Source organism: Kitasatospora sp. NPDC098652 (genome assembly GCF_044760155.1).
GTDB lineage: Bacteria > Actinomycetota > Actinomycetes > Streptomycetales > Streptomycetaceae > Kitasatospora.
Genome location: NZ_JBIWAQ010000004.1, coordinates 274161 through 298630, shown reverse-complemented (window position 1 = coordinate 298630; position 24470 = coordinate 274161). Strand labels below are relative to the sequence as shown.

Annotated in this window: 18 protein-coding genes; 11 read left to right on the top strand and 7 right to left on the bottom strand. The window is 73.6% G+C overall.

Features of this window, described 5'->3' with window-relative positions:
* Positions 1-99: 99 nt before the first annotated feature.
* A complete protein-coding gene (locus ACIQWA_RS12075; RefSeq protein WP_402481246.1) occupies positions 100-1149 on the bottom strand; it encodes an ABC transporter permease in 1050 nt (349 codons plus the stop codon).
* Positions 1150-1501: 352 nt separating this feature from the next.
* On the opposite strand from ACIQWA_RS12075, the gene ACIQWA_RS12070 reads away from it, so the two are divergent.
* Positions 1502-3055: an MDR family MFS transporter gene (locus tag ACIQWA_RS12070; RefSeq protein ID WP_402481244.1), complete on the top strand. Its 1554-nt coding sequence runs from the start codon at positions 1502-1504 to the stop codon at positions 3053-3055.
* 121 nt (positions 3056-3176) lie between these two features.
* Here ACIQWA_RS12070 and ACIQWA_RS12065 read toward each other — a convergent pair whose 3' ends face one another.
* Positions 3177-3425, bottom strand: coding sequence for a hypothetical protein (locus ACIQWA_RS12065; protein ID WP_402481241.1), 249 nt, complete (start codon positions 3423-3425; stop codon positions 3177-3179).
* 25 nt (positions 3426-3450) lie between these two features.
* Entirely contained in the window at positions 3451-4647 is a 1197-nt protein-coding gene (locus ACIQWA_RS12060) for an anion permease (protein WP_402481238.1), read from the bottom strand.
* Between the two features lie 438 nt (positions 4648-5085).
* Between ACIQWA_RS12060 and ACIQWA_RS12055 the strand changes: the two genes are divergently transcribed.
* A complete protein-coding gene (locus ACIQWA_RS12055) occupies positions 5086-6603 on the top strand; it encodes an NlpC/P60 family protein (protein ID WP_402481235.1) in 1518 nt (505 codons plus the stop codon).
* A 149-nt stretch (positions 6604-6752) separates the two neighbouring features.
* Here the strand turns inward: ACIQWA_RS12055 and ACIQWA_RS12050 are convergent, their stop codons facing one another.
* Entirely contained in the window at positions 6753-9038 is a 2286-nt protein-coding gene (locus ACIQWA_RS12050) for an FdhF/YdeP family oxidoreductase (protein WP_402481233.1), read from the bottom strand.
* Positions 9039-9208: 170 nt separating this feature from the next.
* Between ACIQWA_RS12050 and ACIQWA_RS12045 the strand changes: the two genes are divergently transcribed.
* Positions 9209-11056, top strand: coding sequence for a protein kinase (locus ACIQWA_RS12045; protein ID WP_402481230.1), 1848 nt, complete (start codon positions 9209-9211; stop codon positions 11054-11056).
* Positions 11057-11127: 71 nt separating this feature from the next.
* Positions 11128-13056, top strand: a complete 1929-nt coding sequence (locus ACIQWA_RS12040; protein WP_402481228.1) for a protein kinase — start codon at positions 11128-11130, stop codon at positions 13054-13056.
* 16 nt (positions 13057-13072) lie between these two features.
* On the opposite strand, the gene ACIQWA_RS12035 is transcribed toward ACIQWA_RS12040, so the two are convergent.
* Together ACIQWA_RS12035 and ACIQWA_RS12030 are read right to left on the bottom strand one after the other, a co-directional pair.
* A complete protein-coding gene (locus ACIQWA_RS12035) occupies positions 13073-15001 on the bottom strand; it encodes an FAD/NAD(P)-binding protein (protein WP_402481226.1) in 1929 nt (642 codons plus the stop codon).
* A complete protein-coding gene (locus tag ACIQWA_RS12030; RefSeq protein ID WP_402481223.1) occupies positions 14998-15963 on the bottom strand; it encodes an amino acid ABC transporter permease in 966 nt (321 codons plus the stop codon). Before ACIQWA_RS12030 ends, ACIQWA_RS12035 begins: the two co-directional genes overlap by 4 nt.
* Positions 15964-16670: 707 nt before the next feature.
* Between ACIQWA_RS12030 and ACIQWA_RS12025 the strand changes: the two genes are divergently transcribed.
* The 7 genes from ACIQWA_RS12025 to ACIQWA_RS11995 all read left to right on the top strand — a co-directional run bounded on the left by ACIQWA_RS12025 (position 16671) and on the right by ACIQWA_RS11995 (position 23570).
* Positions 16671-17837 (top strand): LLM class flavin-dependent oxidoreductase, encoded by a 1167-nt coding sequence (locus ACIQWA_RS12025; protein WP_402481220.1) that lies wholly within the window; start codon positions 16671-16673, stop codon positions 17835-17837.
* The gene (locus ACIQWA_RS12020) at positions 17834-18331 is read left to right on the top strand and encodes a GNAT family N-acetyltransferase (protein ID WP_402481217.1); all 498 of its coding nucleotides are present in this window, start codon (positions 17834-17836) and stop codon (positions 18329-18331) included. Before ACIQWA_RS12025 ends, ACIQWA_RS12020 begins: the two co-directional genes overlap by 4 nt.
* A gap of 10 nt (positions 18332-18341) precedes the next feature.
* Positions 18342-19289 carry an ABC transporter substrate-binding protein gene (locus ACIQWA_RS12015; RefSeq protein ID WP_360233549.1) on the top strand — a complete coding sequence of 316 codons (948 nt, stop codon included), beginning with the start codon at positions 18342-18344 and terminating at the stop codon, positions 19287-19289.
* A 28-nt stretch (positions 19290-19317) separates the two neighbouring features.
* Entirely contained in the window at positions 19318-20403 is a 1086-nt protein-coding gene (locus ACIQWA_RS12010) for an amino acid ABC transporter permease (protein WP_402481214.1), read from the top strand.
* Positions 20404-20462: 59 nt separating this feature from the next.
* The gene (locus tag ACIQWA_RS12005; protein ID WP_360233704.1) at positions 20463-21215 is read left to right on the top strand and encodes an amino acid ABC transporter ATP-binding protein; all 753 of its coding nucleotides are present in this window, start codon (positions 20463-20465) and stop codon (positions 21213-21215) included.
* Positions 21216-21271: 56 nt separating this feature from the next.
* Positions 21272-22261, top strand: coding sequence for a transporter substrate-binding domain-containing protein (locus ACIQWA_RS12000; protein ID WP_402481211.1), 990 nt, complete (start codon positions 21272-21274; stop codon positions 22259-22261).
* A gap of 100 nt (positions 22262-22361) precedes the next feature.
* Positions 22362-23570 carry a serine/threonine-protein kinase gene (locus tag ACIQWA_RS11995; protein ID WP_402481210.1) on the top strand — a complete coding sequence of 403 codons (1209 nt, stop codon included), beginning with the start codon at positions 22362-22364 and terminating at the stop codon, positions 23568-23570.
* On the opposite strand, the gene ACIQWA_RS11990 is transcribed toward ACIQWA_RS11995, so the two are convergent.
* The gene (locus ACIQWA_RS11990; RefSeq protein ID WP_402481208.1) at positions 23526-24224 is read right to left on the bottom strand and encodes an MBL fold metallo-hydrolase; all 699 of its coding nucleotides are present in this window, start codon (positions 24222-24224) and stop codon (positions 23526-23528) included. The two genes, ACIQWA_RS11995 and ACIQWA_RS11990, sit on opposite strands and share 45 nt — an antisense overlap.
* Between the last annotated feature and the right edge of the window lie 246 nt (positions 24225-24470).

Sequence of the window (24470 nt, the reverse complement as noted above, 5' to 3'; positions counted from 1 at the left end):
AACAGGAGCGGGCCCCGGGAACGGGCCCCCGGAACAGCAACGGGCCCCCGACCACTGCGGTCGGGGGCCCGTCCGGTGCCGTGGGCGGTGCGCCGGGGCTCAGGCCGCAGCGGGGGCGTCGGCGTCGAGCTCGCGCCCGGCCTCGCGCGGGGTGCGCAGCACGGCCAGGAAGGCGACGGCGACGCCGACCAGCGCCCAGACCACCAGGACCAGGATCGGCATGCCCAGGTTGGTGGAGCCGAAGTAGGCGATCGACTTGGTGGCGCTGGTGCCGGCGCCGTTCGGGATCAGCGAGCCGATCGCCCGCCAGAACGGCGGCATCATCGGGGCCGGGTAGACGCCGCCGGCGCTCGGGTTGCCGAGCACCACGAAGACCAGCACCGCGAGGCCGATGCCGATGATGCCGAACAGGCACTGCAGGGCCATGGTGAAGGCGCCGACGGTGAACACCACCAGGGCGCCGAGGGCGGTCAGCGACAGGATCGAGCCGGGCATCGCGTCCAGCACCGGCCCGGCGATGATCGTGCCGCCGAGGCCGGCGCCGACCGAGTACAGCGCGAGGACGCCGAGGCGGATCAGCAGGCGGTGGACGTTGGCCGGCTTGGAGCCGGCGCTGATGCCGAGGATGGAGGCGACCAGGTAGCCGCCGACGCACCAGCCGATCACCAGGTAGAAGCCGGTGAGGCCGTTGGTGTCGCCCTTGGCCAGCGGCACGACGTCCTCGACCTTGACGGTGCGGCCCTGGGACTTGTCCAGCGCGGTGGTGATGCTCTCGGCGGCCTTGGCGGCCGAGGTGCCGCGGGCGCCGGCGGTCAGCAGGGTGTCCTGGGTGCCGTTCGGGTCCACGACCAGCGCGGCGTAGATCTTCTGGTCCTTGATCTGCTGGGTCGCCGTCTCGGTGTCCGGCGCGGTGACCGGCTTGACCGCCTCGTCCGGCACCGACTCCAGGGCCTGGACCAGCTTGGGCGTGACCTGCGGCGGCGCGACCACCGCGATCGACAGCTTGTGCGGCGTCGGGTGGTGCAGCGCCCCGACGTACGAGGTGATGAACCCGAGCTGCAGCAGCAGCACGCCGATCACCAGCAGTGCCGCACGCGGTGTGACCGCGCCCTTCAGTTCGGCGACGAATCCCTGCCCCGGGGCGGTCATCCACATCTCCTTGCGTATCGGCGGAAAACGGATACTTAATACCATGAACTAACTTGCTCTTCCTACCTCCCGCGCCGGTTCTCGGCCACCGCTACTGGGTGGCGCCGGCGCCGCGGCGGACGAGGAGTGCCTGGTGGTGACGGGGTGTCGGGTCGGGGTGAGGGTCCGGCGGGCCGCGCCGAAGTGGCGGAACTCTCACGCCGGGCGGGGCTTTACTTGGGCTTGAAGAAGGTTGCCTTACTCAACTATCAGTCGTATGGTTGCTTAAGGCAACGAATTTCCCTGCCCGTGTACCCCGCACGCCGCGCCCGGTGCCCCGCCCCGTAGCCGTCCGCCTCGCCGAAGGACCCAGATGACCGTGACCACCCAGGCCTCGACCGGCGCCGCAGCCGCCGTCGACGACCGTCCGATGACCCACCGGCAGGTGATGGAGGCGCTGTCCGGCCTGCTGCTCGGCCTGTTCGTGGCCGTGCTCTCGTCGACCGTCGTCTCCAACGCCCTGCCGCACATCCTCACCGACCTGCACGGCGGCCAGTCCGCCTACACCTGGGTGATCACCGCGGCCCTGCTCACGCTGACCGCCTCCACCCCGATCTGGGGCAAGCTCTCCGACCTGGCCAGCAAGAAGCTGCTGCTCCAGATAGCCCTGCTGATCTACATCGCCACCTCCGCGCTGGCCGGCCTCTCGCAGAACACCGGCGAGCTGATCGCCTGCCGCGCCCTCCAGGGCATCGGCGCCGGCGGCGTCGTCGCGCTCGGCCAGATCTGCCTGGCCGCGATGGTCCCGCCGCGCGAGCGCGGCCGGTACAGCGGCTACTTCGGCGCGGTGTTCGCCCTCGCCACCATCGGCGGCCCGCTGATCGGCGGCGTCATCGTCGACACCTCCTGGCTCGGCTGGCGCTGGTGCTTCTACGTCGGCATCCCGTTCGCGCTGGCCGCGATCCTGGTGGTGCAGCGCACCCTCAAGCTGCCGGTGGTCAAGCGCCCGGCGAAGATCGACTACCTGGGCGCGCTGGTCATCACCGGCGCCGTCAGCCTGCTGATGATCTGGATCACGCTGGCGGGCACCGACTACCCGTGGCTGTCCTGGCAGACCGCGGCCATGGTCGGCGGCGGCGTGCTGCTGGCCGCGCTGGCCGTGGTGGTCGAGCGCCGCGCCGCCGAGCCGATCATCCCGCCGTCGCTGTTCAAGTACCGCACCGTCACCCTGGCCGCGATCGCCAGCGTGCTGGTCGGCGTCGGGATGTACGGCGCGACCACCTTCCTCAGCCAGTACTTCCAGCTGGCCCGGGACAAGTCCCCGACGACGGCCGGCCTGATGACGCTGCCGATGATCATCGGCCTGGCGGTCTCCTCCGCGGTGGCCGGCCGGCTGATCACCAAGTACGGCAGGTGGAAGGCCTACCTGGTCGCCGGCACCGCGCTGCTCGCGATCGGCTTCGGCCTGCTCGGCACCGCCCGGGTCGACACGAACTACGGGCTGCTCTCCCTCTACATGGCGCTCACCGGCATCGGCCTCGGCCTGACCAGCCAGAACCTGGTGCTCGCGGTGCAGAACACGGTGCCCCGGCACGAGCTCGGCGCGGCCAGCTCCGTCGTCACCTTCTTCCGCACCATGGGCGGCGCGATGGGCGTCTCCGCGCTGGGCGCGCTGATGTCCAACAAGGTCGGCCACTACCTGGCCGAGAACCTCGCCGCGGCGCACATCCCGGCCGGGGCCGCGGCCTCCGGCGGCGGCATCCCGGACCTGGCGAAGCTGCCGGCCCCGATCCTGCCGCTGGTCACCGACGCCTTCGGCCACGGCGTCGGCACGGTCTTCCTGTGGGCCGCGCCCTTCGCGGCGCTGTCCTTCGTCACCGTGCTGTTCATCCGGGAGACCGCGCTGCGGACCACCCAGGAGAGCTGACCGGGGCGGGGAAGCGCGCAGGCACGAACGCCGACGGGCCGGGGAGAGTTCGACTCTCCCCGGCCCGTCGGCGTCGCTCGGTGCCGTGATGCCTTACGGCGCGGCACCGAGCCGCGACGCCTTACGGCGCGGCGATCAGCACCAGGCCGTAGACCACGGCGCAGGCGCAGAGCGCGAAGCAGGCGTACGCGCCGGCCAGCAGGGCGGGCTTGCCGCCGCCGGCCGCCTGACCGCCCGCCGCGCGGGAACTCAGCGCGGCCTCCCGGCGGGACAGCGCCAGGATGCCGAGGGCGAAGACGGCGACCACGGCGACGGTGACGCCGAAGCTGATGCCGGCGGTCTGGGCCAGGGCGTTCCACTTGATGTGCATGGGAGTGCTCCTCGGTCTGCGGCGCTCAGGCCGCGACCGTGGTCGAGGCGGGGGTGGGGGCGGCGGTGGCCGGGGTGGCGGCGACCTCGACGGGGGTGACCTCGACCGGGGTGACCTCGGGGATGTCGTTGACGTTGTCCGCGCTGACCGGCTGGCGGCGGGAGATGACCCACATGGTGGCCGAACCGGCCACCAGCACGGCGCCGACCAGGGCGACGCCCCAGGCGCCCTGGCGGGCCAGCACGGCCGCCCCGCCGGCGACCAGGCCGGCGGCCGGCAGGGTCAGGCCCCAGGTGTAGACCATGCGGCGGACCAGGCTCCAGCGCAGCTCCGGCTTCGGGCCGCCGAGGCCGGCGCCCATGATGCCGCCGGTGCAGACCTGGGTGGTGGAGAGGCCGAAGCCCATGTGCGAGGAGGTCAGGATGACGGTGGAGACAGCCGACTCGGAGGCGAAGCCCTGCAGCGGCTTGATGTCCGCCAGGCCCTTGCCCATCGAGCGGATGATCCGCCAGCCGCCCATGTAGGTGCCGAGCGCGATCGCGGCGCCCGCCGAGACGATCACCCAGGTGGGGGGCAGCGCGCCGTGCGGCAGGGCGCCGACCGAGACCAGGGTCAGGGTGATGATGCCCATCGTCTTCTGGGCGTCGTTGGTGCCGTGCGCCAGCGAGATCAGCGAGGAGGAGAAGATCTGGCCGGTCTTGAAGCCCTTGTCGGTGGCGGCGCCGTTGCCCCTGCGGGTGATCGCGTAGGCCAGCTTGGTGGCGCCCCAGGAGGCGAGGCCGGCGACCAGGGGGGAGGCGACCGCCGGGATGATGATCTTGGTGATCACGGTGTCGAAGTTGACGCCGTTCATGCCGACGCCGACGATCGTGGCGCCGATCAGGCCGCCGTACAGGGCGTGCGAGGAACTGGACGGCAGACCGCGCAGCCAGGTCAGCAGGTTCCAGAGGATCGCGCCGGCCAGGGCGGCGAAGATCACCTCGGGGTGGATGCCGGCCTTCTCGTTGACGATGCCACCGGAGATGGTGGTGGCGACCTTCACCGACAGGAACGCGCCTGCGAAGTTGAGCAGGGCCGCGATGGTGACCGCGACCTTCGGACGGAGGGCCCCGGTCGCGATCGCGGTGGCGGACGCGTTGGCGGTGTCGTGGAACCCGTTGGTGAAGTCGAAGGCGAGCGCCGTGATGATCACAACGGCTACCAGGAACGAGATGTGTTCCATACCCAAACAATCGTCGTAGTTGTCGCACGGACGTTGATGACCTCGCGACCGTAGGTCTGTTGGGTAAACGGAAGGTGAACTGAGCCGGGAATCGTGGTTCCGCCGGTGACCCGCCGGTGTCCGGGAGCTTTCGGAGGGGTGTCCTGGGCCCCGCTGAGCTGGGCATTGGCGGAGAACGTCCTGTTTCGCCCCCGTTTGCTGAGACCTGTCTCACAGCTGCCGCGCGGATCAACGGATCGGCGGATCGACAGATCAATCGAGAATTAACCTCCCGGTCCGCGTGCGCTCTGTTTCCGACGAGTAACCCGTGGGAGGATCTGCGGGATCGTTCCCGGGGGAGCCCGCGGGCGGCGCACCGGCAGGACAGGGCAAGGGCGGGGAGGACCACCCATGGGCGGGGCTGCACAGCGCACGGAGACATCAGGAGTACGCCCCTGGGTGCGGGCGGCCCTGCGGTGCGGAGCCGTCCTCGCGGCCGCCGCGCTGGCGCTGCCGGTCGCCACCCAGGCCGCCTACGCGGCACCCGACCCGGGCGCCGGTGCCGTCGTCGCCCCCGGAGCCGACCCGCTCGCCGCGGCCAAGGCCACCCTCGGCCCGCTGCTCGACCAGCTGCACGGGCTCTACCAGAGCGCCGAGGCCGCCACCGAGCAGTACAACGGCGCGGTCGCCAAGGTCACCGAGCAGCAGACCACGCTCACCGACCTCCAGGGCAGGCTCGACAAGCAGCAGAAGCAGGTCGACGCCGGGACGGACATCGCCTCCCAGCTCGCCGCCGCCCAGTACCGCAACGGCGCCTCCTCCGCCTACGCCGAGCTGCTGCTCTCCAAGGACCCGTACGAGGCCGTCACCATCGCCGAACTGCTCGCCGCGGCCAGCCGCTCGCAGTCCGAGTTCCTGGACAAGCTCAAGGCCGACCGGGACGCGCTCGACGGCTTGAAGAAGCAGACCGAGGAAGCCCTCAAGACCTCGCAGGCGCTGGTCGTCCAGCAGGACGCCGCCAAGGCCAAGGTCACGGCCGACCTCGCCTCGGTCGAACAGCTGGTCTCCTCGCTCACCGGCGCCCAGCGCACCGAACTCGAACAGCTGGAGAAGGCCAAGGCTGACGAGGCCCAGCTCGCCTTCCTCGCCTCCGGCGCCCTCGGCAAGGGCGAGCGCACCCCCTCGCTGGCCGGCCGCGGCGCCGTGGCCTTCGCACTCGCCCAGCTCGGCAAGCCGTACCTGTGGGGCGGCACCGGCCCGGACTCCTACGACTGCTCCGGCCTCACCTCGCAGGCCTGGCTGCACGCGGGGAAGGCGATCCCGCGCACCAGCCAGGAGCAGTGGGCGCAGCTGCAGCACGTCCCGCTGAACCAGCTGCGGCCCGGCGACCTGGTGGTCTACTTCCAGGACGCCTCGCACGTCGCGATGTACATCGGCGGCGGGCTGATCGTCCAGGCGCCGCGGCCGGGCGCGTTCATCAAGGTCTCGCCGATCGGCTCGATGGCGATCCTCGGCGCCGTCCGCCCCGACCCGGACGGCACGGCCGACGACGCCGGCGGCGCCTGGAAGGTGCCGGACCTGCCGAAGGGCTGGGACACCGTCACCCCGATCGCGCCCAGCCCGGTCGACCGGACCCCGGCCCCGCCGGCCACCGGCGGCACCCCGGCCACGCCCACCCCGGGCGGCACCGGCACGCCGACCGGGACGCCGTCCGGCACCGGCACGCCGACGACGCCGACCGGCCCGGGCACGCCGACCGGTACGCCCACCGGGACCCCGACCCAGACGCCGACGGGCACGCCGACCCAGACGCCGAGCGACAAGCCCACCCAGACGCCGACGGGCACCCCGACCGGCACGCCGTCCGGCACCGGGACGCCGTCGGGCACCGGCACCCCGAGCGGCACCGGCTCGGCGGGCGCCCCCGTGCCGGGCAGCCCCACGGCCACGCTGCCGCTCGGCGGCCTGTTGCACTGATCGCGTACGGCTCCGGCGCCGCGTACGGCTCCGGCGCCGCGTTGCTTCGGCGCCGCGTTCGGCTCCGGTGCCGCGTACGGCTCCGGCACGAGGAGGCCGCCCCGCGTCCCAGGGACGCCGGGCGGCCTCCGTGCCGTTCGGGGGTGCCGTTACCCGGCCGCGCCGGTGTCGGGCTCGAAGCGGATCACCACGGCCTTGGAGGTCGGGGTGTTGCTGATGTCGGCCGTGGAGTCGAGCGGCACCAGCACGTTGGTCTCCGGGTAGTAGGCCGCCGCGCCGCCGCGGGCGACGGGGTAGTGGACGACCCGGAAGTGCGGGGCGCGGCGCTCGGTGCCGTCCGTCCACTCGCTGACCAGGTCGACGTACCGGCCCTCGGCGAGGTCGAGTTCGGCGGCGTCCGCCGGGTTGACCAGGACGACGCGGCGACCGCCCTTGATCCCGCGGTAGCGGTCGTCCAGGCCGTAGATCGTGGTGTTGTACTGGTCGTGCGAGCGCAGGGTCTGCAGCAGCAGCCGGCCCGGCGGGACCTCGGGGGCGGTCAGCGGGTTGACCGTGAAGTTGGCCTTCCCGGTGGCGGTGGGGAAGGTGCGGGTGTCCCGGGGGCCGTGCGGGAGGGTGAAGCCGCCGGGGCGGCGGACCTTCTCGTTGAAGTCCTCGAAGCCCGGCACCACCCGGGCGATCCGGTCGCGCAGGGTGTCGTAGTCGGTCGCGAAGTCCTCCCACGGCACGGTGTCCCGCGGGCCGAGGACGGTGCGGGCGAGGCGGCAGACGATCGCCGTCTCGGAGAGCAGCCCCGGCGCGGGCGGGCGCAGTCCGCCGCGCGAGGAGTGGACCTGGCCCATCGAGTCCTCGACGCTGACGAACTGGGCGCCGGCGGCGGTGACGTCCCGGTCGGTGCGGCCCAGGGTGGGCAGGATCAGGGCCCGGGCGCCGGTGACCACGTGCGAGCGGTTGAGCTTGGTGGAGACGTGGACGGTCAGCCGGCAGCGGCGCATCGCGGCCTCGGTGACCTCGGTGTCCGGGGTCGCGGCGACGAAGTTGCCGCCCATCGCGAAGAACACCTTGACCCTGCCGTCGCGCATCGCCCGGATGGTGTCCACCGAGTCGAGGCCGTGCGCGCGCGGCGGCTCGAAGCCGAACTCGTTCTCCAACGCGTCCAGGAAGGCCTTGGCGGGCCGCTCGAAGATGCCCATGGTGCGGTCGCCCTGGACGTTGCTGTGCCCGCGCACCGGGCAGACCCCGGCGCCGGGGCGGCCCACGTTGCCGCGCAGCAGCAGGAAGTTGACCACCTCGCGGATGGTCGGCACCGCGTGCTTGTGCTGGGTGAGGCCCATCGCCCAGCAGACGATGATCTTCTTCGAGGCCAGCACCAGCCGGCCGAGCTCCTCGATCTGCTCCCAGGGCAGGCCGGTGGCCGCGAGCACCTCCTCGCGGTCCGTCTTCCGGGCCTGCTCCTCGAACTCCTCGAAGCCGTGGCAGTGTTCGGCGACGAAGGCGCGGTCCACGCCGTCCGCCTCCAGGATCATCCGGTTGAGCGCGCGGAACAGCGCCAGGTCGCCGCCGAGGCGGATCTGCAGGAAGAGGTCGGTCAGCTTGGTGCCGTGGCCGAGCAGGCCGCGGGCGTTCTGCGGGTTCTTGAACCGCTCCAGGCCCGCCTCCGGCAGCGGGTTGACGCTCACCACGGTGGCACCGGCCCGCTTGGCGCGCTCCAGCGCGGAGAGCATCCGGGGGTGGTTGGTGCCCGGGTTCTGGCCGGCCACGATGATCAGGTCGGCCTGGTAGAGGTCCTTGAGGCTGACGCTGCCCTTGCCGACGCCGAGCGTCTCGGTGAGCGCCGAACCGGACGACTCGTGGCACATGTTGGAGCAGTCCGGCAGGTTGTTGGTGCCGAACCGGCGGGCGAACAGCTGGTACGCGAAGGCGGCCTCGTTGCTGGTGCGGCCGGAGGTGTAGAAGGCGGCGCCGTCCGGGGTGTCCAGGGCGCGCAGCTCCTCGGCGATCAGCGCGAAGGCGTCGTCCCAGGAGACCGGGGTGTAGTGGGTGGCGCCCTCGTCCAGCAGCATCGGCTGGGTGAGCCGGCCCTGCTGGCCCAGCCAGTAGCCGGAGCGTTCGGCCAGGTCGGCGACCGGGTGGGCGGCGAAGAACTCGGCCCGGATCCGGCGCTCGGTGGCCTCCTCGGCGACGGCCTTGGCGCCGTTCTCGCAGAACTCGGCGGTGTGGGTCTTGCCGGGCTCCGGCCAGGCGCAGCCGGGGCAGTCGAAGCCGTCCGGCTGGTTGACCTTGAGCAGGGTGGCGAGGGTGCGCCGGGCGCCCATCTGCTCGGCGGCCATCCGCAGGCTGTGACCGACGGCGGGCAGGCCGGCGGCCGCGTGCTGGGGCGCGGACACCTCGGGGGCGTCCTGCACCGGGTCGCTCTGCGGGGCCTGCTTGGCCATGACTGCGCTCCTCGGGGCTGTACGGGTCCGAGCCGTCGCACCGTTGCGGGCTCTCCGCTCATCCTTCCACCTGGGCCGTCGGGTGGGGAGGGCTGTCGGGTGGGGAGGCCCGTCAGGTGGGGAGGGCCGTCGGTAGAGTCTGGGCGTCACAACGGGTGGGGGAGGGGCGCGTGCGAGTCGGGGACGTGCTGGACGGCCGGTACGAGCTGCGGGAGAAGCTCGGCCAGGGCGGTTTCGGAGTGGTCTGGCGGGCCCAGGACACCCGGATGCAGCGGCCGGTGGCGGTCAAGGTCATCGGGCACCACGGCGGCGACCAGGCGAAGGCCGCGCTGCGCTTCGTCCGGGAGGCCTGCGCGGCCGGGAACCTCTCGCACCCGCACATCGTCACCGTGCACGACCTGGGGCAGAGCGAGGCCGACGACCAGCAGGTCACCTTCCTGGTGATGGAGCTGCTCACCGGCCGCACCCTGACCGAGGTGCTCCGGGCCGGACTGCCCGAGCCCGCGCTCAGCCTGCGCTGGGGGCGGGAGATCTGCGGGGCCCTGGCGGCCGCCCACGACGCGGGCATGGTGCACCGGGACATCAAGCCGGACAACGTGATGATCACCGACGCCGGGCACCTCAAGGTGCTGGACTTCGGCATCGCCCAGCTGGACACCGGCGCCGGCGGGCTGACCACCACCGGGACGATCGTCGGCAGCCCCGCCTACATGGCGCCGGAGCGGTGGACCGGCGGCCGGGTGGACGGGCGGGCGGACCTCTACGCGCTGGGTTGCGTCCTGGTCGAACTCTTCACCGGGGCAAGGCCGTTCGGCGGGGACTCGACGCCGGTGCTGATGTACCAGCACCTCAACGAGCCGCCCCCGGCGCTCGATCCGGCCCAGTTCGGGCTGCCGCCGCAGGTGGCCGGGCTGGTCGCGGAGCTGCTGGCGAAGGACCCGGCGGAGCGGCCGGCCGACGCCCGTACGGTCGAGCGGCGGCTCGCCGAGCTGGCCGGGTGGCCGGTCGACGGGGTGGCGGCGGGGGCGGACCGGGCGGTTCCGGTCGCTCCGGTGGCTCCTGCTGTGCCCGTTGTGCCCGCTGCTCCGGTTGTTCCGCCAGCGCCGGTCGCGCCGCCTCCGCTCGCGCCGCCCGTGCCTTCGGCGCCGCCCGCGGCTCCTGCGGCGCCCTCCGTGCTGTCCCCGCTGACCACCCCGCCGGTGGTCGCGGCCCCCGCGTCCGGGGACGCCGTCCGGGCCGGGCTGCGCGAGCGCCGTGCGGCCGCGTACCGGGCCGCGACGGCGGGCGAGTCGGCGATCCTGCTGCAGGCGGTCGCCCAGGAGAGCGTCACCGCGCTCGGCGCGAGCGACCGGGACACCCTGGGAGCCTGGCGGGACTTCACCTGGTACCTCAGCCGGACCGGGGACCTGGACGGCGCGATCCGGCTGCTCTCCAGCGTGGTGGCCGACATGCGCTCCGCGCTCGGCCCGACCGACCCGGACACCCTCGGCGCCCGCTACCACCTCGCCTGGTGCATCGGCGAGAGCGGCTCGGCGGTCACCGCGATCCGGCTGCTGCGCGAACTGCTGCCGGACCTGGCCGCGGCCTGGGGCCCGCAGGACAGCCGGGTCCTCAAGGCCCGGCACGACCTCGCCGTCCACCAGGCCAACCGCGGCGACCTCCAGGGCGCGGTGGTGCAGTTGCACGCGCTGCTGCCCGAGCTGGCCCGGGCGCTGGGCGACCACCACCCGAACACCGTCCAGGCCTGGCAGGACCTGGCCGGCTACCAGCAGCGGCTGGCCCAGTCCGGCCGCAAGGGCGGCCACCACCGCCGCCGGGCGCCGCGGATGAGCCCGATCGAGGCCCTGGTGCTGGTCCGCCGGCTGCGGGTGTGGGACTTCGCCACCGACCAGGAGGCGGCCGCCTGCGTCGGCGCGCTGGAGCGGGGCATCGGCCTCAAGGGCGTTGCCGACGTGGTGTTCGAGGCGCCGGACCACGTCTCGGACGAGGACGTGGTGGAGGAGATCTTCGGCCCGTGAGGGCGGGGCGCGCCGCTGCCCGGGCCGCTCGCTAGAGTCGGTGGGTACACAGCCGATTGGGGGGAGGGCAGGTGCGGGTCGGTGACGTCCTCGACGACCGGTACGAGCTCCGGGAGAAGCTCGGCCAAGGTGGATTCGGGGTGGTCTGGCGGGCCCAGGACACCCGGGTCGGGCGGCCGGTGGCGGTCAAGGTCATCCGGCACGACGACGGCGACCAGGCGAAGGCCGCGCTGCGGTTCGCCCGGGAGGCCTCGGCGGCGGGCAACCTGTCGCACCCGCACATCGTCACCGTGCACGACCTCGGCCACAGCGAGGCCGACGACCAGCAGGTCACCTACCTGGTGATGGAGCTGCTCACCGGCCGCACCCTGACCCAGGTGATCCGGGAGGGCCGGCCGGATCCGCAGGTGGGTCTGCGCTGGGCCCGGCAGATCTGCGAGGCGCTGGCGGCCGCGCACGACGCGGGGATGGTGCACCGGGACGTCAAGCCGGACAACGTGATGATCACCGAGGACGGCCTGGCCAAGGTGCTGGACTTCGGCATCGCCCAACTGGACGTCGGGGCGAGCGGGTTGACCACCGTCGGCACGGTGATCGGCAGTCCGCCGTACATGGCGCCGGAGCGGTGGACCGGCGGCCGGGTGGACGGCCGGGCGGACCTCTACGCGCTGGGCTGCGTCCTGGTCGAACTCTTCACCGGGAAGCGGCTGTTCACCGGGGACTCGACGCCGGTGCTGATGTACCAGCACCTCAACGAGCCGCCCCCGGCGGTGGACCCGGTGAAGTACGGTCTTCCGCGCCAACTCCCCGACCTGTTGGTCCAGTTGCTGGCGAAGGAGCCGGCGGACCGGCCGGCCGACGCCCGGACGGTCGCCCAGCGCTTCGCGGACCTGGCGGAGGGCCGGGAGCCGCCGCCGACGGCGACACCGGTCGACCGGGTCGGGCCGGACGCGGCTGCTGCGGAACCGGCGGCCCCGGAGCCGACGGGCCCGGAGTCGACGGGCCTGGAGCCGGCGGGCCCGAAGCCGGCCGCCCCGGAGTCGACGGCCCCCGAACCGGCCGCCCCGAAAGCGGAGTTGGCGAAGCGGCCCGTCCCCGTCCGGCGGCGTGCCCCGACCCGGCAGCCGAAGCTCCGGCCGGTGGGCCGGCCCGCGCTGCTGTACCCGGCGCCCCGGCCGGTCGGCCGCCCCGTCGAACCGCCCGGGCCGGTCGAGGACGCGGTGGCCGTCCGGGCCCGGCTGGCGGCGACCGTGGGGGCCGTGCAGGACGAGCGGCCCGCGGCGGCCGTGCACCGGCTCCGGCCGGTGGTCGAGGCGGCCGTGCGCTCGCTCGGCGGGACCGACCCGGAGGTCGTCGCCGCCCGGCGGGACCTCGCCCGGCACCTCGACCGGGACCGCCGCCCGGCGCAGGCCGTCGGGCTGCTGGAGGACCTGCTGGCGGACCTCCAGCCCGTCCTCGGGCAGCTCGATCCGCAGGTGCTGGAGGTGCGGTACGACCTGGCCGGGATGGTCCGCAGGAGCGGCCACCCGGCCACCGCCGTCCGGCTGTTGACCGCGCTGCTGCCCGCGCTGCGGAGCGCCCGGGGCCCGCGCGGCCCGCTCGTCCTCCAGGCCGGGGTCGACCTCGCGGCGTGCTCCGCGCAGCTGGGCGACTTCCCGGTCGCCGCGGCCCGCCTGGAGGAGCTGCTGCCCCAGCTGGTGGAGGCCTTCGGCCCGGCCCATCGGCGCTGCGTGCAGGCCGGGGCCGACCTGGCGGAGTACCGGAAGCGGGCCCGGTTCCACCGTGCGCCGCACCGGGCCGTCCGCGCCTGGCGGGTGCGGATCGACCGTGACCAGGCGCTGCGGCTGGTCCGGTGGATCCGGACCGCCGGGGAGCCCGTCCCGGAGCTGTCCCGCGAGCTGGAGCGCGGGACGGGCGTCAAGGGCCTCGCGGAGCGGGTGGCCTCGGCGCCGCCCTTCGTCTCGGACGAGGACCTGCTGGTGGAGGTCTTCGGGCCGTGACGCCCCGCCCCCGGCCTCACCCCACCAGGGCCGCCGCCGGGAGTGCGGCCAGGGCGCGGAGCAGGGCCCGGGCGGCGGCGTCGTTCTGGCGGAAGGCCGGGGCGTTGGTGCGGGGCCGGGCGAAGGCGGCGGCCGCCCGGAGGCTGGTGTGCGGGCCGAGTGCGGTGCGGCGCGGGTGCGGGGCGCCGCCCAGGGCCGGGTCGATCAGGCGGCTGTCGGCGGGGTCGATGGTGACCAGCCCGGAGCGGTGGGTGTGCTCCGCGTCGCTCACCACCTCCTCCGCCACCCGTCCGGCGCGGTGCAGCGAGTCCAGCACCGGGTCGAGGGTGCGGGCCAGCGCGTGCTTGGGCAGGTACGCCTCGACCAGCGCGGTGACGGTGACGGCGTGGCCCGGCACGGTGCTGCCGGAGGCCCGCCAGGTGCCGGTGGCCTCGTCCCGCTCGATCCGTACGCCCGCGCCGAGGAAGCGCACCACCCCGGCCTCGGAGAGCGCGAGCAGCTGGCGCAGCCGGAAGCCGGGCGGGCCGGAGGCGAGGAAGCTGAAATAGCCGAAGAACCACTCGTCGACGTCCTCGGCGACCGAGCGGGCGGTGAGCCGGCCGGAGGCGAGGATCCGCGGGAGCTGGCCGAACAGCGACAGCAGGGCGAGGAAGGCGCCCAGGTCGGCGCTGTGGGCCGGGTCGGCGCGGCGGTCGGCGTCGGCGGTGACGTAGTCGCGCAGGTGGGCCTGGAGCTCCTCGGCGGAGCCGAGTTCGAGCCCGGCCAGCGGGTGGTCGAGCCGTTCGAAGTCGATCCGGTCGGCCGGGTCGGGGACGGCCTCGGCGACGAGTGCGGCCAGTTCGGGGGAGTACCAGTCGTGCCGGTCGTACCGGGCGAGGAACTCGGGCCAGGGCAGCGCGGTGCGCTCCGGGTGGGCGTGGAACAGCTCGTGGTAGTGCCCGAAGCCGACCTCCTTGGCCATCGCCGGCCAGACGTCGCGGCGCAGCCGCAGCGGCCGGCCGGTGGCGAGCAGGGCGTCCACGGCGGCCGCGTCGAAGTACCGGGGGAGCGGGGCGGGCGGCCCCTGGAGCCGGTAGTCGGTCTTGGAGTGGTAGGGCACGCCGCGCCGGGAGCCCAGGTGCAGTACCGGTTCGCGGCCGGACGGGAGGTAGCGCAGGGCGGGCCCCTCGCCGGTGGGTTCGAAGCGGCCGCCGCGCCCCTCGGTGAGCATCGCGACCAGGTCGACGGAGGCCAGGCCGAAGCCGCGCAGCGCCACCTGCTCGCCGGGGGCGATCCGGGCCAACTCGGCCTCGACGTCGGCGGAGTAGGCGGGCGGGAGGTGGAAGCGGCCGTGCCGGGCGGCGAAGGCGGCGTCGGCGGCGTACCGGGGGTGCGGGGCGGAGTCGAGGTGGCCGAGGGTGAGGGCGACATGGTCGGCGGTGAGGGTGGTGCCGTCCAGGTGGACGGTCTGCGGGCCGTCGGCCGGTCCGTCGATCCGCCGTACCGTGCCCCGGTGGACGGTGACCGTGACGTGGGTCGGCAGGTCGGCGACGGCGCGGCGGAACACCCAGTCCAGGTAGGCGCTCTGGGCGCGCCGGGTGGGGAAGTCGGTGGGCGCCAGGGTGGCCAGCTCGGCCCGTACGGCCGGGTCGGCGACCTCCCGGTAGGGCGCGAACTCCCTTTGCCGCAGGGCCCATTCGGCCAGTGAGGGGCCGGGGCGGACCGGGCCCTCGATGGTGGAGCGCTCGTCGGTGAACATGGTGACGTCCTCGGCCATCGAGTTCATCCGCAGCAGCGGGGACTGGTCGCGGCGCCAGATCCGGCCCGCGCCGGGCGGGTACGGGTCGACCAGGTGGATCTCCAACGGCTGGTCGGCGGGGAGGAGTTCGGCGGCGTTGGCGGCGATCCGCTCCAGCAGTCCGGTGCCGCGCGGCCCGGCGCCGACGATCACGAGCGTCGTCGTCATGCCCGGACCACCCGGGCGAGGGCGGCGCGGGCGCGCTGCAGCGGGGTGGGCGGCAGGCCGTCCCGGGTCGCGCCCCTGGCGAAGTGGCGTTCGACGTAGTACTGGAGGAGCGACAGCACGGTGGTGACCACCAGGTACCAGAGGGTGGCGACCATCAGCATCGGGATGACCTGGTAGGACTGCAGATAGACCAGTTGCACCGAGTAGAGCAGGTCGGAGACGGCCAGCACGCTGACGATGCTGGTGCCCTTGAGCGCCCCGATCAGCATGTTCCCGGCGCTCGGCACGATCGCGCGCATCGCCTGCGGCACCACGATCCGGCGCAGCACCCGCCACCGGCCGAGCCCGAGCGCGGCGGCCGCCTCCAGCTGGCCGCGGTCGACGGAGAGGATGCCGCCGCGGATCACCTCGGCGGCGTACGCGCTCTCCAGCAGGGTGAGGCCGATGACGGCGGTCAGGGTCGGGCCGATCAGGTTGACGGTCCTGACCGTGACGAACTCGGGGCCGAAGGGGATGCCCAGGCCGAGGGTCGGGTAGAGCGCGCCGATGTTGAAGAAGAACAGCAGCTGCACCAGCGGCGGGGTGGAGCGGAAGATCCAGATGTAGCCCCAACTGAGCGTGCGCAGCACCGGGTTGGTGGACAGCCGCATGGTGGCCAGGACGGTGCCGAGGACGAAGCCGAGGGCGAGGGTGACGGCGGTCAGCCACAGGGTGAGGGTCAGGCCGTTGAGGACGGACCGGGCGGTGAACCACTCGGCGACCACGCCCCACTGGAAGGCCTTGTTGCGGACCACCGAGCCGACCGCCATCGCGGCCAGCAGCAGGGCGGCGGCCGCGGCGATCCACTGCCCGGGCCTGCGGCGGGCGACGATCCGGGCCTCAGGGGGCGCCGGCGGGCTCTCGGTGAGGGTGGGCGCGGCGGCGGGTGCGGGGGCGGGCAGGACGTCCTGCGGGGTGGCCATGGCGGCGGCTCCTGGGCGGAGTGCGGGCGGGGAGAGGTACGGGTGTGATCACGTACGGGCCCTCGCGCACCGGCTCGCGTCCCTCAACGCGGCCGGCGCAACGCACTGCACTCCATGTCGATCGTACGCATGCGCGATCGACGGCTGTCAAGGGTGATCGGGGGGCGGTAGGGGCGCGGTCGGGGCCGCTCGCGGGCGGCGGGAGAAGCGACAGGAGATCGCAACAGTGCGGCAATGATGCACGGTTGACGTACCGCTCGGCCGACTGCTCAACTTGGAGCCATGTACGCCGAGCAGCCCCTGGTCACCCGCGACCACATCGACTTCGGTCGGGTGTGGTCCGCGGCGTGTCGCGGCTGACCCGGCAGCGGGCCGCCCGTCCGGCCCTGAATCCCTTCGGGGAGACCTCCCTCGGTGTGCCCCGTCGCGGGCCGGGAACCATGGTCCGTCACGGTAGTTGACGGATCATCAGGCGCACGCTGCCGCCTCGCCCTCCACCGCCCTCGTTCTGCGCTCCGGCAGTTCCCGCTCGCGTCCGCCCTCCTTCCGCGTCCCTCCTCCCGCGTCCGCACGTCCGTACGCCCGTACGCCCGTACGCCTGTACGCCCGCGTCACCGCCCCGTGCCCGACGGCCGCGCCCCGCCGCGGCCGCCTCCGGCCTGCCCACCCGCAGCCCACCGGAGTCAGCCCACCCGAAAGGTTCCGCCATGCCCGTCGAATTCCTCGGCATCGCCGCCACCGGCGACGGTTCGGAGACCAACCCGCGCACCACCGCCGCCTTCGACCGCGACTACACCCTGCGGCTGGCCCGGGCGCACGAGGACCACGGCTGGGACCGGGTGCTCTTCGCGTACGGCTCCGGCTCCCCGGAGCCCGCGGCCGCGGCGGCCTTCCTCGCCTCGCACCTCGACCGGCTGCAGATCCTGCTCGCCCACCGGCCGAACGTCTCCTACCCGACCTTCGCCGCCAAGACCTTCGCGACCCTCGACCAGATCAGCGAGGGCCGGCTGACCGTCCACTTCATCACCGGCGGCACCGACCACGAGCAGCAGCGCGAGGGCGACTTCCTCACCAAGGAACAGCGCTACGAGCGCACCCGCGAGTACATCGGCATCGTGAAGAAGGCCTGGACCAGCCGGGAGCCCTTCGACCACGAGGGCCCGCACTACCGCTTCAACGACTTCGTCTCCGACGTCTTCCCGGTCCAGCAGCCGCGCCCGGCGGTCTCCTTCGGCGGCTCCTCGGACGCCGCCTACGCGGCCGGCGGGGCCGAGGCCGACATCTACTGCCTGTGGGGCGAGCCGCTGGCCCGTACCGCCGAGCAGATCGAGCGGGTACGGGAGGCGGCCCGGGCCGCCGGGCGGACCGACCTGCCGCGGATCCAGGTGGCGTTCCGGCCGATCATCGCGCCCACCGAGGAACTGGCCTGGGAGAAGGCGCACCGCACGGTGGCCGCCATCCGGGCCCGCCGGGAGAGCGGGGAGCCGGTGACCAGGCGCCGCCCGGTCGGCGGGGCCCCGGAAAACACCGGATCGCAGCGGCTGATCGAGATCGCCGAGGCCGGCGAGCGCTACGACCGCGCGCTGTGGACCCCGACCGCCGCGGCCACCGGCGGGGCCGGCAACTCCAACGCGCTGGTCGGCACCCCGGAGACGGTCGCCCAAGCGCTGCTGGACTACTACGACCTGGGCGTGGACATCCTCTCCGCGCGCGGCTACGACCTGCTGGACGACGCGATCGACTTCGGCCGGTACGTGATCCCGATCGTCCGCGAGGAGGTCGCCAAGCGCGACGCGGCCAAGGCCGAGGCAGCGGCCGAGGCGGCGGCCCGCGCCGAGCGGGACCGGCACCAGCTGATCGCGGTGCAGGCGTGAGCCCGACCCCTGGGTGGGAGTTCCGCCGGGTCGCCCTGGCGGATCCGCTGGTCGAGCCGCTGCTGCGCGAGCTCACCCACGAGTACGTCACCCGCTACGGCCCCGAGGCCCACCAGGAGATGACCCGCTACCCGGACGACGCCTTCGCCGAGCCGCACGGAGCGCTGCTGCTCCTGCTGGAGGACGGCGAGCCGGTGGCCGGCGGTGCGTACAAGCGGTACGACGAGCGGACCGCCGAGGTGAAGCGGATGTGGACCCACTCCGCGCACCGCCGGCGGGGCCTGGCCCGCCGGGTGCTCGCCGAGCTGGAGCGGACCGCCGCGGCCGTCGGCTACCGGCGGATCTACCTCACCACCGGCCCGCGCCAGCCCGAGGCCAAGGGCCTCTACCTGGCCGCCGGCTACACCCCGCTGTTCGACGTCGGCGCCGACCCCCTGACCATCGGCCCGCTCCCGTTCGAGAAGCCCCTTCCCGCGCTGGTCCCGACCCACTGAAAGGCCCCCCGTGAGAACCACCACCGTCCGCCGCCGTCTCCTCGCGACCACCGCGCTGCTGCCGGTCCTGGCACTGGCCGCCTGCGGTTCGGACCCGAAGATCGCGGGCGCGGCCGGGGCGGGCGGACCGGCCGCCACCGCCACCGAGGATGTCGTCTCCGGCCTCGGCAAGTCGGAGGCCGCCGCCGCGCTGCTGCCCGAGGAGGTGCGCAAGTCCGGGGTGGTGAAGTTCGGTTCGTCCTTCGGCGCCCCGCCCAGCGCCTACTACGCCGACCAGACCACCAAGAAGCCGGTCGGGGTCGACGTGGACTTCACCGACGCCGTCGCCAAGGTCCTCGGCCTGACCGTCCAGCGCCAGGACGCCGCCTTCGAGACCATCCTGCCCGCCCTGGACAGCGGCAAGTTCGACGTCGGCACCGGCAACTTCGGGGTCACCACCGCCCGCCTGAAGACCATCGACTTCGTCACCTACATCGACGACGGCCAGGGCTTCGCGGTGAAGAAGGACAACACGTCCGTCCAGCCGGTCACCGACCTGGCCCAGCTCTGCGGACTGACCATCGGCACCGGCGCCGGCACCACCTTCGAGACCACGCTCAACAGCAAGAAGAACGTCTGCACCGACGCCGGGAAGAAGCCGTACGAGGTGAAGGCGTTCAGCGAGGGCGGCGCCCTGCTGACCGGCCTGCAGCAGGGCCGGGTGGACGTCGAGATGTCCACCATCAACGGACTGCGCCACCAGGCCGCGCAGGAGGCCGCCGGGGTGCGCTTCCTCAACGAGTTCCACCGCCTGGACGTCGGCTTCGCCTTCAAGAAGGGCTCCCCGCTCACCCCGGCCTTCCAGGCGGCGGTCAACCAGCTGATCAAGGACGGGACGTACGAGCGGATCCTCCGGAAGTGGGGGCTCACCGACTCGGCGATCAAGGAGTCGCAGATCAGCCCGCCCGAACACCCGTGACCGCAGGGCCTGTCGAAGGAGTCCTCCGATGACCACCAGTACCCCGGCACCGCCGTCCCCGCCGAGACCCGCCCCTGCGCCCGGCCCCGGCCCCGCCCCCGGCCCCGGCCTCGACGCCGCCGAGCTGGCCGGCCTGCGGACCGTCCCCGCCCGGCACCCGTGGCGCTGGGCGGCCGGGGCGGCCGCCCTCGTCGTCCTGCTCCAGTTCCTGCACGGCCTGGCCACCAACCCCGGCTGGGACTGGGCCACCTTCCGGCTCTACTTCACCGCCGACACCATCCTCCAGGCGATCGGCCGCACCCTCGAACTCACCGCCTACGGCACGGTGCTGGGCTTCGCGCTCGGCGCCGTGGTGGCCGGGATGCGGCTGTCCCGCAGCGCGGTGCTGCGGACCATCGCCTGGGCGTACGTCTGGGTGTTCCGCTCGATCCCGCTGATCGTCCAACTGGTGTTCTGGTTCAACCTCTCCTACCTCTACAAGCGGTTTGGCTTCGGCATCCCGTTCGGCCCGACCTTCGGCGAGTTCGAGACGGTCGGGGTGCTGGGCGCGCTCGGCGCCGCGGTGCTCGGACTCGGGCTGCACCAGGCCGCGTTCGCCGCCGAGATCATCCGCGGCGGCATCATCGCGGTGGAGGCCGGCCAGCGCGAGGCCGCCGCCGCGCTCGGCATCCCGCGCTGGCGGCAGGCCTGGCGGATCGTGCTGCCGCAGGCCATGCGGGGCATCCTGCCGGCCGCCGCCAACGAGGTGATCTCGCTGCTCAAGGGCACCTCGGTGGTCTATGTGATGGCCATCGGCGAGCTCTTCTACCAGGCCCAGGTGATCTACGGCCGGACCGGCCGGGTGGTGCCGCTGCTGATGGTGGCCACGGTCTGGTACGTGGTGCTGACCACGGTGCTGTCGATCGGCCAGTACTACGTCGAGCGCTACTTCGCCCGCGGCTCCCGGCGCACCCCGCCGCCCGGCCCGCTGCACCGCCTGCGGACGCTGCTGCGCAGCCTGCCCGTCCGCACCGACGCCCGCGCCGACGTCCGCGCCGGTGCGCGCACTGCCGCCCGTACCGACGCCCGTACCGACGCTCGTACCGCCGTTCGCACCCCCGGAGGAACCCCGTGACCACGCTGACCAAGGCCGACCCGACCCCTCCGGCCGACCGCACCGACGGCGCCGCCCCGATGGTGCAGGTCCGCGGCCTGCACAAGAGCTTCGGCCGGCTGGAGGTGCTGCGCGGGGTCGACCTGGACGTCCCGGCCGGCTCGGTCACCGTGGTGCTCGGCCCGTCCGGCTCCGGCAAGTCCACCCTGCTGCGGGCGATCAACCACCTCGAGAAGCTGGACCGCGGCCACGTCGCCATCGACGGCGAGCTGATCGGCTACCGCCGCTCCGGCGACCGGCTGTACGAGCTCAAGGAGCGCGAGGTGCTGCGCCAGCGCACCGGCATCGGCTTCGTGTTCCAGAACTTCAACCTGTTCCCGCACCTGACGGTGCTGGAGAACCTGGTCGAGGCGCCGATCGCCGCTCTGGGCCGCCCGCGGGCCGAGGCCAGGGCGGCGGCGCTGGCGCTGCTGGAACGGGTCGGCCTGGCCGACAAGGCCGCCGCCTACCCCCGGCAGCTGTCCGGCGGCCAGCAGCAGCGGGTGGCGATCGCCCGGGCGCTGGCCCTGGAGCCCAAGGTGCTGCTGTTCGACGAGCCGACCTCGGCGCTCGACCCCGAACTGGTCGGCGAGGTGCTGGACGTCATCAAGGACCTCGCCCGCAGCGGCACCACGATGATCGTGGTCACCCACGAGATCGGCTTCGCCCGCGAGGTCGCCGACACCGTGGTCTTCATGGACGGCGGCGTGGTGGTCGAGCAGGGCCCGCCGGCCGAGGTCCTGGACCGTCCGCGGCAGGAGCGCACCCGGGCCTTCCTGGCCAAGGTGCTGTAGCACCCCGCCCGAACCTCCCCGAATCGAACCCCCTTCACCCGAGCAGGAGTTCCGCCATGTCCCTACCCCGTCGCGCCCTCGTGACCGCCGCCGGCTCTCTCGCCGCCGCCCTCGTCCTGGCCGGCTGCGGCAGCGGCGCGAACGGCGCCTCGGCGGAACTCGCCCCGGCCAAGGGCAGCACGGCGCCGAACGGCACCGTGGTGAACCTGTCGCCGCAGCAGAACCGGGTCTCGACGGCGAAGGTCGACGCGATCGCGGCACTCGTCCCGGAGGAGATCCGGAAGAGAGGCACCTTGAAGGTCGTCGACTCGATCGGCACCACCCCACCGCTGGACTTCTACGCCAACGACGACAAGACGATCATCGGCATCGAGCCGGACATCGCCTCGCTGATCGGCGACGTGCTCGGCCTCAAGGTCGAGTTCAACCCGGTCTCCTGGGAGAACATCTTCGTCGGCCTGGACAGCGGCAAGTACGACGCCGGCCTGTCCAACATCACCGTCACCGAGGAGCGCAAGGAGAAGTACGACTTCGCCACCTACCGGCTGGACGTCCTCGGCTTCGAGACCAAGAAGGGCAGCGGGATCAAGGTCACCGGCGCCAAGGACCTGGCCGGCCGGTCCGTCGGCGTCGCCACCGGCACCAACCAGGAGAAGCTGCTGCTCTCCTGGAGCGAGGAGAACGTCCGCAACGGCCTCAAGCCGATCGACATCAAGTACTTCTCCGGCACCGAGTACTACCTGGCGCTCTCCTCCGGCCGGATCGACGTCTACACCGGCCCCAACCCCAGCCTGGCCTTCCACGCCGTGCAGACCGGCGAGACCGAGGTGGTCGGCACCTACTCGGGCGGCGGCGCGGACGTCCTCGGCAAGATCGCGGCCACCACCCACAAGGACAACGGCCTGGTCAAGGCGCTCAACGGCGCCATCAACGAGCTGATCAGGAACGGGACGTACGGGCAGGTGCTCAAGCGCTGGGGCCTGGAGAACGAGGCCGTCCAGACCTCCGAGATCAACCCGCTGGGCCTGCCCAAGCCCAAGCCGTGACACCGGAGCCTCCGTCGTTCACCCGTTCGTCCCCGACCGCCGCTATGGTGACCCCTCCGACGGCGAACGCCGGTCGGGCGGGGGCACGTTGGGGGAGGGCATGCGCAAGGGTGAGGTGCTCGGCGGCCGCTTCCGGCTGGAGGAGTGGCTGGGCAAGGGCGGCTTCGGCGAGGTCTGGCGGGCGACCGACACCGTGCTGGACCGGCCGGTCGCGGTCAAGCTGCTGCTGGCCGAGCACGCGGCCGACCGGGAGGCCGTCGGCCGGTTCGTCCGCGAGGCCAAGCTGGCCGGGAACCTGTCCCATCCGCACATCGTCACGGTGCACGACTACGGCCGGGTCACCGGTGCCGAGGGGGAGGTCCACTACCTGGTGATGGAGCTGGTCCGCGGCCGCCCACTGTCCGCGGTGCTCAAGGACGGCCTGCCGGAGCACGGACTCGCGCTGGCCTGGATGACCCAGGTCTGCGAGGCGCTCGACGTCGCGCACCGCAGCGGGGTGATCCACCGGGACATCAAGCCGGAGAACGTCATGATCCAGGACGGCGGGGGCCGGGCCAAGGTGCTGGACTTCGGCATCGCCCGGCTGCTCACCCAGTCGGTCGGGCTCACCTCCACCGGCAGCGTGGTCGGCACCGTCCCGTACCTGGCGCCCGAGTGCTGGTCCGGCGGCACCGTGGACGGCCGGGCCGACCTCTACGCCTTCGGCGTGATGCTGTACGAGGTCAGCACCGGCCGGCGGCCGTTCCGCGCCGACTCGCCGTACGAGTACATGCGCAAGCACATGGACGAGACCCCGCCCCGGCTGCGCGGCACGGACCCGGCGCTGGCCGAGCTGGTCGCCCGGCTGCTCGCCAAGCGGCCCGCGGACCGGCCCGCCGACGCCGCCGAGGTGCTGGAGCTGCTGCGCGCGGTCCGGCCCGGGCTGCAGGGGCCGGGGCCCAGCCCGGAGCAGCTGCGTCGCCGAGCCGACCAGGCCTGGCAGCACGGCGCCGAGGGCCGGCCCGGGGACGCGGTGGACATGCTGCTCCAGCTCGTCCCCGACTTCGCCCGGACCTGCGGCCCGGCCGACCCGCGCACCCTGCGCACCTGCCACGACCTGGCCCTCTGGCTGGCCCGGGACGGCGGCCGGGCGGCCGCCGTCGCCCTGCTGGAGGCGCTGGCCGAGCAGCCCGGCACCGCCCCGGAGGCCCGGGCCGACCTGCGCCGCGACCTCGCGTACTGGCGGCGGGAGGCCGAGCGGCTCGGCCCGGGCCAGGGGCCCTCGCTAGACCTGCGGGTGCTGCTCGGCGGCGGCCCGCAGCGCGGCTGAGGCGTCGGCGGCGATCGGGTCGCCGTGCCCGAAGACGGCGGTCTCCACCGGTAGCGCGGCGAGCCGGTGGAAGGAGGCGAGGGCCAGTGCCGGGTCGGTGTGGAACACCCCCGGCCGGGTCTGCCCCTGGACGTTGGACACCACGTCCCCGGTGAACAGCACCCCGGGCCCGGGCAGGTGCAGGGCGATGCTGCCGTCGGTGTGCCCGGGCACGTGCACGACCACGGCGCCGCCGCCGGTGTCCAGCACGTCCCCGTCCTCGACCTCGCGGTGCACCGGGCAGGGCTCGGCCGGCGGGATCGGCGGCAGCCCGTCCCACAGCTGCTGCTCGAAGGGGCTGAGCACGGGCGGCACCGCCGGCTGCTCGCGCCGCACCACCGGCGCCTCCAGCCGGTGCGCCACCACCTCGGCGGACCAGCGGCGGGCCAGCTCGGCGGCGGAGCCGGTGTGGTCCTCGTGGTGGTGGGTGAGCACGATCCGGCGTACGGCCGTCGGCTCCGGTCCGATGGTGCGGATCGCCTTCTCGATCGCGTCCGCCGACCCGGCGATGCCGGTGTCGATCAGGGTCGGTCCGTGGTCGTCCTGCCAGAGGTAGACGGTGCCGAACTCCAGGGTGATCATGTGCAACTCGTCGCGTACCCGGGTGATCTCCATGCCCCGGATCCTGCGCCCCGCGGCGCCCCGCCACACGGACGTTCGCCCTGGGCGTGCTTTCCGGTCCGGTGGATCCGACCTCCCGGTCCGGCGGATCCGGCGGCCCGGGAGGTCTGTCAACCGTACGGGCCACCTATTCGGGCCCCCGTGGCTTCGTGCGATTTGATGGAAATCCGCCCATCGGGACGGTCTGGTCCACCGGCCCGGCGCGTTGATATACCTCGTTGCCAGACTCGGGAGCGGTGT

What these genes read in the sequence shown, in the direction of transcription:
- ACIQWA_RS11990 (WP_402481208.1), bottom strand. Translation starts at nt 24,224, where the DNA reads ATGGAGATCACCCGGGTACGCGACGAGTTGCACATGATCACCCTGGAG.
- ACIQWA_RS12065 (WP_402481241.1), bottom strand. Translation starts at nt 3,425, where the DNA reads ATGCACATCAAGTGGAACGCCCTGGCCCAGACCGCCGGCATCAGCTTC.
- ACIQWA_RS12070 (WP_402481244.1), top strand. Translation starts at nt 1,502, where the DNA reads ATGACCGTGACCACCCAGGCCTCGACCGGCGCCGCAGCCGCCGTCGAC.
- ACIQWA_RS12005 (WP_360233704.1), top strand. Translation starts at nt 20,463, where the DNA reads ATGGTGCAGGTCCGCGGCCTGCACAAGAGCTTCGGCCGGCTGGAGGTG.
- ACIQWA_RS12075 (WP_402481246.1), bottom strand. Translation starts at nt 1,149, where the DNA reads ATGACCGCCCCGGGGCAGGGATTCGTCGCCGAACTGAAGGGCGCGGTC.
- ACIQWA_RS12050 (WP_402481233.1), bottom strand. Translation starts at nt 9,038, where the DNA reads ATGGCCAAGCAGGCCCCGCAGAGCGACCCGGTGCAGGACGCCCCCGAG.
- ACIQWA_RS11995 (WP_402481210.1), top strand. Translation starts at nt 22,362, where the DNA reads ATGCGCAAGGGTGAGGTGCTCGGCGGCCGCTTCCGGCTGGAGGAGTGG.
- ACIQWA_RS12035 (WP_402481226.1), bottom strand. Translation starts at nt 15,001, where the DNA reads ATGACGACGACGCTCGTGATCGTCGGCGCCGGGCCGCGCGGCACCGGA.
- ACIQWA_RS12025 (WP_402481220.1), top strand. Translation starts at nt 16,671, where the DNA reads ATGCCCGTCGAATTCCTCGGCATCGCCGCCACCGGCGACGGTTCGGAG.
- ACIQWA_RS12030 (WP_402481223.1), bottom strand. Translation starts at nt 15,963, where the DNA reads ATGGCCACCCCGCAGGACGTCCTGCCCGCCCCCGCACCCGCCGCCGCG.
- ACIQWA_RS12010 (WP_402481214.1), top strand. Translation starts at nt 19,318, where the DNA reads ATGACCACCAGTACCCCGGCACCGCCGTCCCCGCCGAGACCCGCCCCT.
- ACIQWA_RS12000 (WP_402481211.1), top strand. Translation starts at nt 21,272, where the DNA reads ATGTCCCTACCCCGTCGCGCCCTCGTGACCGCCGCCGGCTCTCTCGCC.
- ACIQWA_RS12060 (WP_402481238.1), bottom strand. Translation starts at nt 4,647, where the DNA reads ATGGAACACATCTCGTTCCTGGTAGCCGTTGTGATCATCACGGCGCTC.